The organism is Caulobacter sp. GW821-FHT11E11, from assembly GCF_058808315.1.
Map to the genome: position 1 here is coordinate 543,758 of NZ_JBXARO010000002.1, position 13,825 is coordinate 557,582.

Consider the following 13,825-nt stretch of genomic DNA (forward strand, 5'->3'; position numbering starts at 1 on the left):
CGTGGACGACGCGGGCTACCCCGAGGATCGGGCTACAGGACGCCGCTCCGTTATTCGAAAGCGACGGGAGGACGACAAGTCGGCCATCTGGTCTACTTGCCGATCGCGCGGCCTGTGCTTGACAGCCCCTTGTGGCGCACCGATCGTCCTGCGGACGAGGGGGCGTCTTCTGGTGTCAGTGGATCGGGTTGTTCGAGATCAGGTTCTCGTCAACGAAGTCAGGGCGGAGCTGAAGGGCAGCATCGCGGCCTGGTTCGGCTTGCTGGTCGTCACCGCTTTTCTTGCGTCGCACTTCGTGCGCCGCGCCGATCAGGTCGGCTTTGCGCTGTGGCTCGGCGCGATGTCCGCGGCGCTGGCCGGATGGCTGGCGGCGTGGATCGTCTTCCAGTCCAGGCCGCCTTCGGACGAGGCGATCCTGCGGGCCTGGATCCCGGGCGCGAAGATCATCATGTGGCTCTGCAACCTGGCGACGGCCGCCAGCGTCTGGGTCTTCCTGCCGGTCTCGGATCCGGATCTGCGGGCAATGTTGCTGGTTCTCTGCGCCTGGTTCCTGATCGTCCAGTTCGCCGCCGCGACCGAGGCGACCCAGGTCCTGCGTTCTGCGGTCCTGCTGGTGCTGGGATCGCTGACGGCCTGGCTGATGGTCGAGCGGCCGCCTTACTTCCTGCAGTTCAGCCTCTTCCTCGTCCTCTTCGGCGCGACCCTGATCGCCATCCGACGCTTCGTGCGCGAGGCCGTCGTCAAGGCTGCGACCGCCCAGGCGATGGCGGACGTCTCGCGCCGCGAACTTGCCCGGGCCCTGGTCGAGCTCGAACGCGAGCGTGACACCAAGACCCATTTCATCCGGGCCGCGTCCCACGACCTGCAGCAGCCCCTGCAGGCGGCGGCGCTGTTTCTCGACGGCGTTCGGCCGGGGCGCGCCCAGCGCGAACAGACCTTCTCGCTCGACAACGCCAAACGGTCGCTGGGCGTCGCGCGAAGCCTCGTCGAGGCGATGTTGCAGCACCTGCGGCTGGAAGGCCAGGCGCTGACGCCCAAGTGGACGCGACTGGTCGCCAGCGAGCTCTTCGACAGGATAAGGCTGACCCAGGCCTCGGCGGCGAGCGCCGCGCAAATCCGGCTGTCGTTCGCGGGCGCGCACATCCCGCTCCGCGCCGATCTGGACCTCTTGGGCCGCGCCGTGGAGAACCTAGTGTCCAACGCTATCCGCCACTCTGGGGGCGGGCGGGTGCTGGTCGGCGTTCGGCGCGGGGCAGGGCAGGTGACCCTGTGGGTGATCGACGACGGGAAAGGTTTCGATCCCGAAGACGAAACGCGCCTCTTTCTGCCCTTCGAACAGGGCGCGCGCGTCGGCGCCGCCGGCGGCTTTGGCCTGGGCCTGGCCGCCACCCGAGGTCTGGCCGAGCTCCTGGGCGGAACCTGCGGCGTGCAGCAGACCGCATCGAAGGGGGCGGCCTTCTATATCCGCCTCCCGGTCGAACCCGCCGTCGACGAGGCCCGATGCGCGGCCTGATCTGCGACGACCACCCGCTGATGCGCGCCGCCCTGGTCTCGGCGATGCGAGGCCGCTGGCCCCATCTCGAACTGGCCGAAGCCGACGACTATCCTTCGGCGTGGGCCCTGGCGGAGAGCGGGCCGGATTTCTGCCTGGTCGATCTCTCGATGCCGGGAAGCGAGCCGCTCGAGGGCCTGGCGACCCTTCGTGGTCGAGCGCCTGCAGCCGTCCTGGTCGTTATCACGGGCGTCGACGACGTTGAGCTGCTCGAAGCCGTGCGAAACTGTGGCGTCGCGGCGGTCTGCTCGAAGAACGCCGAACCGGCGGCGCTGATGGAGGCGATCCGCGCTCAGGTCCCTGGTATCCGGGCGCTGGAGCTGAAGGCGCTTCCACCGCGCCAGCTACAGGTCCTGCGACTGATGGCCGAGGGCATGTCCAACAAACAGATCGCCCAGAGCCTCACGATCTCGCCCTCGACCGTGAAGATACACGTGGCACGCTTGATGGGAGAGCTGGGCGCCGTCAATCGAACCGACGCCGTCGCGCGCGCCCAAAGCACGCGGATTCTTTAGGAGCGGCGCGTTTACCGCCCCAAATAGGCCTCCGAAATCGACGGGTCTTCCGCGATCGCCGCCGACGTTCCGTGGGCGACGATCGTTCCCTCGCTGAGCACATAGGCGCGGTCCGCCACCGACAGAGCCAACCCGGCCATCTGGTCGACGATCAGGAGCGTCATGTCGCGGTCCCGCAGGTCGCGGAAGGCCTGGAAGATCTCGTCGATGACGCGCGGCGCCAGGCCCATGGACGGCTCGTCCAGCAGCAGCACGCGCGGGCGGCTCATCAGGGCGCGAGCCAGGGCCAGCATCTGCTGCTCGCCGCCGGACAGGAGGCCCGCCCGCTGCTGCAGGCGCTCGGCCAGGCGCGGGAAGCGCTCCAGCATCTCCGACGTGCGGGCGTCGATGTCCCGAGCGTCCAGGAACGCCCCGAGCCGAATGTTGTCGCGGACGGTCAGCTCCGGGAACACCTGCCGGCCCTCGGGGACCAGCACGACGCCCTTGCGCACGCGCTCGTCGGCGCCGAGGCCGTTCAGAACCACGCCTTCGAACGCCACCTGGCCCTCGGCGGCCGGATGCAGGCCGGCGATGACCCGCATCAGGGTCGACTTGCCCGCGCCGTTGGCGCCCAGTAGGGCGACGGCCTCGCCCTGGCGCACCTCGATCTCGACGCCGTGCAGCACGGGCGCAGCACCATAGCCCGCGGTCAGGTTGACGACCCGCAAGGCGTCCAGACGACTGATCGGGCCAGTCGGCGCCGGCGCGACGGGCGGGGCGGCGCCCAGATAGGCGGCGCGCACGGCCGGGTCGGCCTGGATCTGGGCCGGCGGACCAACGGCGATCTGGGTCCCGGCGTTGAGGACGACGACGGTGTCGGACACGCCCATGACCAGGCCCATGTCGTGCTCGATCAGGCCGACGGCCATGCCGGTCGCGGCGATCGCCTTAAGCAGCGCGCCCAGCTGGCGCTTGTCGGCCTGGGAGAGACCTGCAGCGGGCTCGTCCAGCAGCAGGACGTCGGGATCTTGGGCCAGGCCGCGGGCGATCTCCACCAGGCGACGATCGACATGGGCGAGATCGCGAGCCGGCTGGGTCGGATCGCCGCGGAAGCCGCAGGCCATCAGCAGGGCGCGGGCCCGCTGGCGCTTGCCCGACGTCGCCAGGGCGGCCAGGGGCGAACCCAGGCGGCCCTTGCGGTCGGCAAGCAGGACATTGTCCTCGACGCTGAGGCTCTCGAAGACCTGCGAGGTCTGGTACGAGCGCGCGACGCCAGCCCGAGCGACCGCGAAGGCGCGGCGGGGCAGGGGCGCGGCGCCCAGCAGGCACCGTCCCTCGGTGGGCCGGTAGAAGCCGCTCAGCAGGTTCATGACGGTCGACTTGCCCGCGCCGTTGGGGCCGATCAGGGCGGTGACCTGGCCAGGCGGCAGGGTGAAGCTGGCGCCGTCGACGGCCTTCAGGCCGCCAAAGCGCATGACCAGGCCCTCGGCCGTCAGGGCCGCGCGTGGCCGCGCGGGCAGCAGCTCGGCGAGTTCGGCCGTCGTTTCGATCGGGGGCGGGGCGGCAGGTGGCTTGAAGCGCGAGACGATCGGCGTCCAGAGACCGGCCAGGCCGCGCGGCGCCAGCCACAGCACCTCCATTAGCAGGGCGCCGAACACCAGGATTCGATAGGCCTCGAAGCCGGACAGCAGCTCGGGCAGCAGGCCCACGACCACGGCGCCCAACAGCGGCCCCAGGCGCGCGCCGGAGCCGCCCAGCACCACCACCAGCACGAACAGGATCGACTGGGTGAGGTTGAAGGTCTGGGGCGTGACGAAGCCGGACATCGGCGCGAAGAGCCCGCCGGCCGCGCCCGCCAGGGCGGCCGAGATGGCGAAGGCGGCGGTGCGGATCACGGTGGGATTGAGGCCCGCCGTGGCGGCCGCGACCTCGGCGTCGCGCACGGCGCGCAGGGCTGCGCCCCAGCCGCTGGCCGAGAGGCGGTGGAATGCCAGCAGGGCCAGGACGGCGACCGCCACGGCCAGGGTCGCCAAGCCGCGCGCGTCGAGGGAGGTCGCGCCGAGGTGCGGCGCGGGAATGTCGAGGATGCCGTTCTGGCCGCCGGTGATGTCGCGCAACTCGACCAGCCCTTGCTCGACGATCAGGCCGAAGGCGATCGTGACCATGGCCAGGTACGGGCCCTTCAGCCGCAGGGCCGGGATCGCCAGCAGGGCGCCGACCGCGCCGGCCGCCAGCGCGCCCAGCGGCCAGGCGATCCAGAAGCTGACGCCCAGCCGCGTGGTCAGGATGGCCACGGCATAGGCGCCCAGGGCATAGACGCCGGCATGGCCGAACGACATCTGGCCGCCCAGGCCGATCAGGACGTTGAGCCCCACGCCGACGATGGTCAGCAGGGCGATCTGGCCCAGGACGAAGACATAGTAGCTGTCCAGCGCCTGAGGCAGGGCGAGCGCGGCCAGGGCCGCGCCGGCGGCCAGCAGGGTCGGGATCACGCGGCGCATGCTCATACCTTCCGGACTTCGGCCTTGCCCAGCAGGCCATCGGGGCGCAGCGCCAGGGCCACGATCACCAGGCCGAAGGTCAGGATCTGGGTGTAGCCCGAGCCGAGCACGGCGCCGGTGGCGGCCTCGACCACGCCAAAAAGCGCGCCGGCGACCATGATCCCCCAGGGGTTCTTCAGCCCGCCAAGGATGGCGACAGCGAAGGCCTTGAGGCCCAGGACGACGCCCATGTCCGACTGGATCGTGAACAGCGGCGCGACCAGGGCGCCGGCCAGACCCGCCAGGGCCGACGACACGGCGAAGGCGGCGGCGACCATCACGGCCACCGGGATGCCCATCAGGCTGGCGGCGTCGCGGTTCTGGGCTGTGGCCAGCAGCGCCGTGCCCAGCAGGGTGCGGCGGCTGATCCAGTGCAGGGCGCCGGCCGTGGCCAGTCCCGCCAGGGGAATGACCAGGTGCAACGGATAGACCGCCAGGGCCAGGCTGCCGATCTTCACCGACGACTGGGTCAGGGGCGAGCTCAGGCTGCGCGGCTCGGTGCCGAACAGGAAGAGCGTGGCGTTGTCGGTGACCAGGCCTAGGGCGACGGTCGCCATCAGCCAGGCGTCGGACTTGCGCTTGAGGAACGGGCGGACGGCCAGGCTCTCGACCAGCAGGCCATAGAGCCCGCACAGCAGGATGGCGACCGGCGCGGCCAGCAGGGCGGGCCAGCCCAGCGTGCGGGTCAGCGTGAACAGCAGCACCGCGCCCAGCATGGCGCTGGCGCCCTGGGCGAAGTTCAGCGCGCCGCAGACCGAGTAGGTGATGTAGAAGCCCAGCGCGATCAGCCCATACATGCTGCCGAGCGCCAGTCCGCTGACGAGGGGGGAGACCAGATCCATGCCGCGTCCCTAGCCGCGCTGGACCGGGACGATGTGATCGCCTTCGAAGCGAGCCCAGACATAGTCGTCGCCGACCAAGGCGTCGTGGCGACCGTCGGCGAACGGCCTCTGGTAGGTCTTGATTAGCCCGTCATAACGATCGATGGCGGCGAAGCCCTTGCGCACGGCCTCGCCGTCGGTCGAGCCGGCCTTGTCGAGGGCCAGGGCGGTCAGGCGCATGGCGTCATAGGCGTTGGCGACCCCGACCGCCGGCGTGACGTCGGCCGCCGACTTGATGTCGGGATACTTGGCCTTCAGCGCCGCCAGCACCTTGTCGCGGACGGGCGAGGGCGGGCCGGCGAAGCTGTAGGTCTGGATGAAGGTGACGCGCCCGGCGTTGGGGCCGGCCAGTTCGCCAAAGCGGCCGCCCGCTGGACCCCAGTGCGAGACCACCGGCACGGTCCAGCCCATGCGGTCCAGCGAACGCACGACCTGGGCCGACGGACCGACGGTGCCGACCATTAGCAGGGTGTCGGCGCCGGCCGCGCGCAGGCGTCCCAGCTGCGCGGTGACGTCGACGTCCGAGGCCTCGAACTTCTCCGAGCCGGCCAGCGGCGAACCGACGGCGGCGAGGGCGGCTTTCAGGCCCTTCTCGTTGGATTCGCCCCAGGGGTTGTTCAGGAGGATCAGGCCCGGACGCTTGGCGGCGAAGGTCTGGCGCGCATAGGCGACCATGGCCTTGTCGACCTCCTCGTCGACGGCCGAGACGCGGAACACGAAGTTGGGGTCCGTGCCGTTGTGGGTGATGGCCGTGCCGGCCGCCCACGGCACAACGAAGGGGACCTTGGCTTCGGTGGCGACCGGCACGATCGCCCGCGCCACCGGGGTGTCGAGGCCGCCGAACAGCACGGCGACCTTCTCGCGATGGATCAGCTCGCGCGCGGCGGTGACGCCCCGGGCGGGATTGCTCTCGTCGTCGCGGCGGACCAACTCCAGCTTGCGGCCGCCCAGCACGCCGCCGGCGGCGTTGACCTCGTCGATCGCGATGGTCAGCCCCCTGCTGATCGCCTCGCCCGAGCGGGCCGACTGGCCGGAGAGGGCGGTGATCAGGCCGATCTTCACCGGCCCGGCGCCGTCGGCGCCCTTGCAAGCCGCGGTCAGGGCGGCGAGGGTTCCGACGACGAACGATCGACGGCAGGGATGCGGCACGGGACTACCTCTCGACTCTGGCGCGGCGCGGACGTCGCCGCGGCCGTTCGAGGGGCAGTTAAGCGTGGTGCGTTTTATCGTCCGCACAAAATCGTCGACGATCCGAAGAAATATGCGTCGACAGTTTGAGTGTGCAAAAAGTCGACAAACCGCATTGAAAAATTGCTCGCGATCGCGGCATCCTGACGATTAGGCCGTCGGGTGGCGCGGATCGCTGTTTGCGCCGAGGCCGACGCGGGGGCCTAGAACCTCAATCTCCAGTTTCGGCGCATTTGCATGACCCAGAAACCCAAGCCTGCTCCGCGCAAGTCCGCCGCCGCCGCCAGCGCGCGCGGCAAGGCCAAGCGTGGTCCGGCCAAGACGGACATGGGCGGCATCGCGCCGGTGGATGGCGGCGGCGACGTCGAGCAGCGCATCTATCAGTCGGTGTTCGACGGCGTGCTGAACCAGCGCCTGCCGCCGGGCACCAAGCTGCCGGAGCCGGCGCTCTGCGCGCTGTTCGGGGTCAGCAGGGCGGTGGTGCGCAAGGTGCTGCAGCGCCTGGAGCACGACCGGATCGTCGAGCTGCGCCCCAATCGCGGCGCGATCATCGCCGTCCCGACTCCGGAAGAGACGCGCAAGATCTTCGAAGCCCGCCGGGCGCTGGAGGCCGCGCTCGTCGAGCTGGCCGTGCAGCGCCATAGCGGCAAGGACATCGAGGAACTGCACGCCCTGCTGCACCAGGAGGAGGAGGCGATGGCCAACGCCTACCAGCCGGCCTGGGCCCAGACGGCGCGCAATTTCCACCTGCAGGTCGCGGCCCTGGGCGGCAATCCGATCCTGCTGGCCTACCTGACCGAGCTGATCTCGCGCTGCTCGCTGATCGTGGCGCTGTACGAGCCCGCAGGCAACGCCGCCTGCGAGCACGAGGAGCATTGCGACATCGTCGACGCCATCTCCAAGGGCGACGCGGCCCGCGCCGTGGCCGCCATGAACTCACACCTGGTGGGGCTGGAGGATCGGATCTGCCTTGAGCGGCCGTCCTCGGTGAAGACCCTGGCCCAAATGCTCAACCTGGCCTGAGGCCAGCTTCTAACCAGAGCCGGAAGGCCGCCATGCACGTCGATTTCGCCAGCATCACCGCCTATCAACGCTACAAGCTGATGGCGAGCCTCATCGTGCCTCGGCCGATCGCCCTGGTGACCACCATCAACGCCGATGGCGTCGTCAACGCCGCCCCCTTCAGCATGTTCAACATGCTGGGCGAGGAGCCGCCGCTGGTGATGATCAGCGTCAACCTGCTGGCGTCCGGCGGGCTGAAGGACACGGCGGCCAATATCATCGCCTCGAACCAGTTCGTCGTGCACCTGGCAGACGAGGCCATCGCGGCCAAGATGCATGCGTGCGGCGAGGCCCTGCCTGCGGACCAGAGCGAACTGGACGTCGTGGGCCTGACAACCGCGCCCTCGGTCGCCGTCGCGCCCCCGCGCATCGCCGAGGCGCCCGTCGCCTTCGAGTGCGAGCTCTGGGAGACGATCCGCACCGACAGCCGGCTGATCTTCTTCGGCAAGGTGCTGCATCTGCACGCGCGCGAAGGCCTGATCGACACCCAGGCCTGGCGGGTCAGCCTGCAGGACTATTTCCCGGTCGGCCGTTTCGGCGCCAGCTTCTATGTGACGACGCGCGATCGCTTCTCCCTGCAGGACGAAAGCGGCAAGGTTCGCGAGACCGAGATCGACCGGATCTGAGCGCCGGCGCCACCAGATCGTCGACGATCTGAGTCTCTTCCGACGACGATCCATTTCCCTCAATCGCTGTCCGGCGCCCTTTCGCGGTGCAGCAAGCCCTGGCGAGCCGCCAAAAAATCCGGCAAAGGGAACGTCAACGACTGAATATCAAATCGTAGACGATTTAGTTTTGGATCATCGACGAAATACCGGTTTCCTTGAACTCGTCCCTGGCGACGCGGCGGCCCTGCCGACCGACGCCCTGGGGCCGGCGCGTGTGGGGATACGCGCGTCGGGCACGCAAACAGGGGATTTGGCGATGTCGTTTTTGAGAAGGCTTTCGTCCGGCGCGGCGGTGGGTGTGATCGCGATCGTGGCGACCGCCGCGCCTGTCGTGGTCCAGGCCCAGGTGATCACCGGCGCCATCCAGGGGCGCCTGACCGATGAGGCCGGTACGCCTCTGGCCGGAGTTCCGATCACCATCGTCCACGCCCCGTCGGGCACGACGACCAACACCACCACCAACGAGGACGGCGCCTTCTCGGCCCGTAACCTGCGTCCGGGCGGTCCTTATGTGGTCACGGCCAAGTCCAGCCAGTACGGCGCGAAATCCGTGCAGGTGCCGTCGGTCAATACCGGCGACGCCTTCCAGCTGAACTTCGCGCTTGAGACCGGTTCGGTCGACGCGGTGGTCGTCACCGCCGCCTCGCTGGGCGCCAAGGACCTCAAGACCGGTCCCAGCTCGAACTTCAGCGCCGCCGAGATCCAGCTGGCGCCGTCGATCAGTCGCGACCTGAAGGACGTGGCGCGGATGAACCCGTTCGTGGCCATCGACTCCACCAACAACAAGGCGCTGATCTGCGGCGGGGCCAACAACCGTTCCAACTCGCTGACCATCGACGGCGTCCGCCAGAACGACGACTTCGGCCTGCAGGCCAACGGCTATCCCACCCAGCGCTCGCCCGTCTCCATGGACATCGTCGAGACCCTGGGCGTGGAGATCGCGCCCTACGACGTCAACTACGGCTCGTTCGGCGGCTGCACCCTGAACGCCACCACCAAGTCGGGCGGCAACGCCTTCCACGGTTCGGCCTTCTTCGAGAACACCAACCAGAACCTGCAGGGCAAGAAGTTCCAGTACACCGACTTCCAGGACGGCACGCTGCAGAAGCGCACCCTGGGCGGCAAGTTCTCCGAGAAGACCTGGGGCGCGACCCTGACCGGGCCGATCATCAAGGACCGGCTGTTCTTCACCTTCAACTACGAGAAGTTCGAGCACCTGGAGCCGTCGCTGACCGGCCCGACGGGCTCTGGCATGCCCAACGAGGTGCCCGGCGTCACCGTCGCCCAGGCCGAGCAGGTCCGGACGATCATCAAGTCGGTCTACGGCTACGACCCGCTGGGCTACACCGCCGAGCAGTTCCCGAACCTCGACGAGAAGTGGTTCGGCAAGCTGGACTGGAACATCAACGACCGGCACCGCGCGACCGTGTCCTACCAGCGCACCTACGGCTCCAGCCTCAGCGCCTCGGGCAACACCCTGACCGGCACGTCCACGTCGCTGGGCCTGCTGTCCAAGTACATCGAGCGCGAGAACAATCTCGACGTCTACAAGGCTCAGCTGTTCTCGAACTGGACCGAGAACTTCACCACCGAGCTCAGCGCCTCGTACAAGAAGATGGACAACCCCTCGACGCCGCTCGCGGGGACCGACTACGCCCAGTTCCGGGTCTTCGTGAACGGCACGGGCGCGGGCCCCAGCATCTATGCGGGCACCGACGCCTCGTACCAGGCCAACGAACTGACCACCTACCTGCAGCAGTACCGGGCCAAGGGCATCTACACCCTGGGCAATCACCGCATCACCGGCGGCTACGAGCGCGAAGCCCTGAAGATCTGGGACCTGTTCGTCCAGAACGCCAACGGGGCCTACGTCTTCAACTCGATCGCCGACCTGCAGGCGCGCCTGGCCTCGTCGCTGGCCTACGCCAACGCCGGCGACAACAACAAGGCCCATGGCGGGGCGACCATCCACTCGACCATGAACACCGTCTACCTGCAGGACGAGTGGTCGATCCTGCCGAACCTGACCGTCAAGGCGGGCCTGCGCTACGACTGGTACGAGCAGAGCGACAAGCCCCAGAGCAACCCGGTGGTCATGGCCCGCTATGGCCTGGACAACGGCGCCAATCTCGACGGCAAGCGCCTGCTGCAGCCGCGCATTGGCTTCAACTGGCAGCCGGACCCGACCCTGACCGTCTATGGCGGCGTCGGCCTGTTCGGCGGCGGTTCGCCCACGGTGTGGACGGCCAACACCTTCTACAACACCGGCATCGTGCTGGGGAACGTCAACTGCAGCCGCTCGGCCACGGCCAGCGCCGCGTGCCTCGCCGCCCTGAACAATGTCGACGCCAAGACCGTCGCCGCGGGCGTCCAGGCGCTGAACACCCAGAGCGCCGCCACCGGCCAGGGCATCACCAACATCCTGGATCCGGACTTCAAGCCACAGTCGTCGTGGAAGGCCTCGATCGGCGTCCAGAAAAGCTTCGACCTGGGTCGCTACGGCGGCGACGACTGGCGCGTCAGCGCCGAGTACATCCGCACCGAGGTCCAGAACGCGGTGACCTGGGAGGACCTCTACAGCAAGGCCAATCCGGGCGCTCCGGCGCCGGACGGTCGCCCGACCTTCCTGCGCACCCGCGACAATCGCTACGACATCTTCGTCACCAACACCGGCAAGGGTCATGCCGACCAGATCGGCGTCGCCGTGGGCAAGCACTGGTCCGGCGGCCTGCTGGACGGCCTCGACGCCCAGCTGTCGCACACCTACATCAACTCCAAGGACGTCAATCCGGGCGTCAGCACGGTCGCGGCCTCGAACTACAACGGCGTGGCCACCGACAACCCCAACAACCCGTCGTTGGCGACCTCGAACTATGAGTTCCGCCACCTGAGCAAGCTGGCGCTGAACTATCGCCACGAGTTCTTCACGGGCTACCGGACGGGCATCACACTGTTCGCCCAGCGCCGCTCGGGCCTGCCGTTCAGCTACACGTTCGACGTGGGCGCCAACGCGGCCCAGGCGGGCGACGTGCTGGTCGGCGAGAACGGCTCGAACGCCTCGCGCAACCGCGAACTGCTGTATGTGCCGAAGGCCTCGAACGGTCAGATCACGGCGACCAGCGATCCGATCGTCACCTATGCGCCGGGCTTCGACTTCGCGGCCTTCAACGCCTTCCTGACGAAGACCGGCCTGATCGACTACGCCGGCAAGATCACGCCGCGCAACGCCTTCAAGTCGCCCGAGGTGACCACCGTCGACATCCGCCTCAGCCAGGAGGCTCCGGCCTTCTTCCCGCACGCGGCCAAGGCCGAGATCTATGTCGACATCGAGAACCTGGGGAACATGCTCAACAACAAGTGGGGCGTGGTCCAGCAGGTGCCTAGCCCCTACGTCTCGTCCAACATCGCCGCGCGCAACTGCCAGTTCGCCGGCGTGGCCTGTGCGGCAGGCGCGGGCAATTTCTACCAGTACGACAAGTTCACCTCGAAGGCCGCCAGCAGCTTCAACGCCCAGTCCGTCTGGCAGGTGAAGCTGGGCGTCCGCTACAAGTTCTAGAGGCCGACATGACGAACCAGAGCGAACACATGACACCCGATCTCTCGCGCCGGGCTCTGCTCGGCGCCGGCGGCCTCGCGGCCGGCGCACTGGGCCTGGCGGCGGTCTCCGGCCAGGCCCGGGCGGCGACCAAGCCCCTCGCCGGGGCCGTCTACTACCTGCGCAACGTCCGGCTGGAGACCGGCTTCGAGCGTGACGGCGACGAGATCGCCGCCACGCGCACCGAGCTGCGGACCCTGAAGATCGAGAAGGGGGCCATCGCCGCCATCCTGCCGGCCGGCGCGGCGATCCCGCCTGGCGCGGTGGTCCATGACGCGGGCGGCCTGCTGATGCTGCCGTCGTTCCGCGACATGCACATCCACCTGGACAAGACCTTCTACGGCGGGCCCTGGCGCGCGCCGCGCAAGCGCAAGGGCGGCATCGCCGGCCAGATCCAGCTGGAGCACACGCTGCTGCCGGAAATGCTGCCGACGCTGGAGCCGCGCGCCGAGGCCCTGGTCAAGCTGCTGCAGACCAACGGCACCACCTTCGCCCGCAGCCAGTGCAACGTCGACAAGGTGATCGGGACCAAGCACGTCGAGAAGCTGAGGGCGGCCCTGGAACGGCACGATGCCGACTTCGGCCACGAGATCGTCGCCTTCCCGCAGCACGGCCTGGTCAGCATCGGCCTGGAGGAGACGATGCGCCAGGCCATCCGCGCCGGCGCCACCCATGTCGGCGGCATCGACCCGACGGCGGTCGACGGCGGCATGGAGAAGTCGGTCGACACGATGATGCAGATCGCCCTCGACGAGAAGGCGGGCGTCGACATCCACATCCACGAGCCGGGCGAGAGCGGTGTCGCCGCGATCAACCGCATCACCGACATCACCGCCAAGAACCCGGTGCTGAAGGATCGCGTCACCATCAGCCACGCCTTCTCGCTGATGTCGCTGGACAAGCCGGCGGCCGCCGATATGGCCGCGCGGCTGAACGCGGCCGGTGTGTCGATCGCTTCGACCGTCCCGTTCGGCGGCCGAGTCATGCCGATCCCGACCCTGCAGGCGGCCGGCGTGAAGGTGTTCACCGGCACCGACAGCGTCGTCGATCACTGGTCGGTCTTCGGCAGCGGCGACGTGCTGGAAAAGGCCAAGCTGGCCTGCCAGCTCTATGGCTGGTCGGATGAACTGGCGATCGGCCAGGCGCTGAAGATCCCCACGGGCGGCATCACCCCGTTGAGCCCGTCCGGCGAACAGCTGTGGCCCAAGGTCGGCGACGCCGCGGACTGCGTGTTCGTGGCGGCGGCCAGCTCGGCCGAAGCCGTCGCCCGACTGACGCCTCGGCAGGTCGTCCTGCATCGCGGCGTCGTCGCGGCGGGTGCGTTTCCGAAACGCGCTTAGTGTCCGGCTGGGTCGGCGTCGCCGTCACGCGGCGGCGTCAACCCAGCGGATCACGGCCCGCGACGTTTGGCACGCTGAACGCCCTGGATCTCAACCGGCCGCTATCTCTGGAAGATCCCGCTGGGCGAGTATCCCGAACTGGCGGCCAAGGGCGCGCCGACCACCGGCTCGGAGACCTGCGGCGGGCTGATCGTCACGGCCGGAGGCCCGGTCACCATCGGCGCTACGATCCTTATCGGAAGATCCGGGCGTTCGGCGCTCACTGATGGAAGGTTTGCTTGCACCTGCGAGAGCATCGCAGAGTTTCCGCGCGAACTGCATTTGCCAGCACTACGCCTTTTCTCGTCCGGCGCGCGTTTTGGGCTTTAGGGACCTGCGACTGTGCGGTTAGGCTTCGAGCATGAAGCGGACCGGGCGAGGGGCGACCGGCGACCGGGTTTTTCAGGCGACAACGGTTCTTGGGCTCGTGCTGGCCAGTGCGGCATGGGCCCTGGATCGGCGTGCG

Annotated in this window: 9 protein-coding genes; 6 read left to right on the forward strand and 3 right to left on the reverse strand. The window is 68.7% G+C overall.

The window, feature by feature from the left end; genetic code table 11:
* Position 1: 1 nt before the first annotated feature.
* Entirely contained in the window at positions 2-1,513 is a 1,512-nt protein-coding gene (locus tag AC1RR5_RS06630; RefSeq protein WP_492920370.1) for a sensor histidine kinase, read from the forward strand.
* Positions 1,501-2,067 carry a response regulator transcription factor gene (locus AC1RR5_RS06635; protein WP_492920372.1) on the forward strand — a complete coding sequence of 189 codons (567 nt, stop codon included), beginning with the start codon at positions 1,501-1,503 and terminating at the stop codon, positions 2,065-2,067. Before AC1RR5_RS06630 ends, AC1RR5_RS06635 begins: the two co-directional genes overlap by 13 nt.
* Positions 2,068-2,078: 11 nt before the next feature.
* Here AC1RR5_RS06635 and AC1RR5_RS06640 read toward each other — a convergent pair whose 3' ends face one another.
* Genes AC1RR5_RS06640 through AC1RR5_RS06650 form a run of 3 tightly spaced genes read right to left on the reverse strand, consistent with a single transcriptional unit; the run spans position 2,079 to position 6,616 of the window.
* Positions 2,079-4,547 (reverse strand): ATP-binding cassette domain-containing protein, encoded by a 2,469-nt coding sequence (locus AC1RR5_RS06640; protein WP_492920374.1) that lies wholly within the window; start codon positions 4,545-4,547, stop codon positions 2,079-2,081.
* 2 nt (positions 4,548-4,549) lie between these two features.
* Entirely contained in the window at positions 4,550-5,428 is an 879-nt protein-coding gene (locus AC1RR5_RS06645) for a branched-chain amino acid ABC transporter permease (RefSeq protein ID WP_492920375.1), read from the reverse strand.
* 9 nt (positions 5,429-5,437) lie between these two features.
* Positions 5,438-6,616, reverse strand: a complete 1,179-nt coding sequence (locus AC1RR5_RS06650; RefSeq protein ID WP_492920376.1) for an ABC transporter substrate-binding protein — start codon at positions 6,614-6,616, stop codon at positions 5,438-5,440.
* 276 nt (positions 6,617-6,892) lie between these two features.
* Between AC1RR5_RS06650 and AC1RR5_RS06655 the strand changes: the two genes are divergently transcribed.
* The 4 genes from AC1RR5_RS06655 to AC1RR5_RS06670 all read left to right on the forward strand — a co-directional run bounded on the left by AC1RR5_RS06655 (position 6,893) and on the right by AC1RR5_RS06670 (position 13,320).
* Complete coding sequence (locus AC1RR5_RS06655) at positions 6,893-7,678, forward strand: GntR family transcriptional regulator (protein WP_492920377.1); 786 nt, start codon at positions 6,893-6,895, stop codon at positions 7,676-7,678.
* 32 nt (positions 7,679-7,710) lie between these two features.
* Positions 7,711-8,343 (forward strand): flavin reductase family protein, encoded by a 633-nt coding sequence (locus AC1RR5_RS06660; RefSeq protein ID WP_492920379.1) that lies wholly within the window; start codon positions 7,711-7,713, stop codon positions 8,341-8,343.
* A gap of 298 nt (positions 8,344-8,641) precedes the next feature.
* The gene (locus AC1RR5_RS06665; RefSeq protein WP_492920380.1) at positions 8,642-11,941 is read left to right on the forward strand and encodes a TonB-dependent receptor; all 3,300 of its coding nucleotides are present in this window, start codon (positions 8,642-8,644) and stop codon (positions 11,939-11,941) included.
* A gap of 8 nt (positions 11,942-11,949) precedes the next feature.
* Positions 11,950-13,320, forward strand: coding sequence for an amidohydrolase (locus tag AC1RR5_RS06670; protein WP_492920382.1), 1,371 nt, complete (start codon positions 11,950-11,952; stop codon positions 13,318-13,320).
* The last annotated feature ends 505 nt before the right edge of the window (positions 13,321-13,825 follow it).

Bases quoted from the DNA above. Each gene is read 5' to 3' on its own strand.
- AC1RR5_RS06655 (WP_492920377.1), top strand. From the start codon at position 6,893: ATGACCCAGAAACCCAAGCCTGCTCCGCGCAAGTCCGCCGCCGCCGCC.
- AC1RR5_RS06665 (WP_492920380.1), top strand. From the start codon at position 8,642: ATGTCGTTTTTGAGAAGGCTTTCGTCCGGCGCGGCGGTGGGTGTGATC.
- AC1RR5_RS06670 (WP_492920382.1), top strand. From the start codon at position 11,950: ATGACGAACCAGAGCGAACACATGACACCCGATCTCTCGCGCCGGGCT.
- AC1RR5_RS06645 (WP_492920375.1), bottom strand. From the start codon at position 5,428: ATGGATCTGGTCTCCCCCCTCGTCAGCGGACTGGCGCTCGGCAGCATG.
- AC1RR5_RS06635 (WP_492920372.1), top strand. From the start codon at position 1,501: ATGCGCGGCCTGATCTGCGACGACCACCCGCTGATGCGCGCCGCCCTG.
- AC1RR5_RS06640 (WP_492920374.1), bottom strand. From the start codon at position 4,547: ATGCGCCGCGTGATCCCGACCCTGCTGGCCGCCGGCGCGGCCCTGGCC.
- AC1RR5_RS06660 (WP_492920379.1), top strand. From the start codon at position 7,711: ATGCACGTCGATTTCGCCAGCATCACCGCCTATCAACGCTACAAGCTG.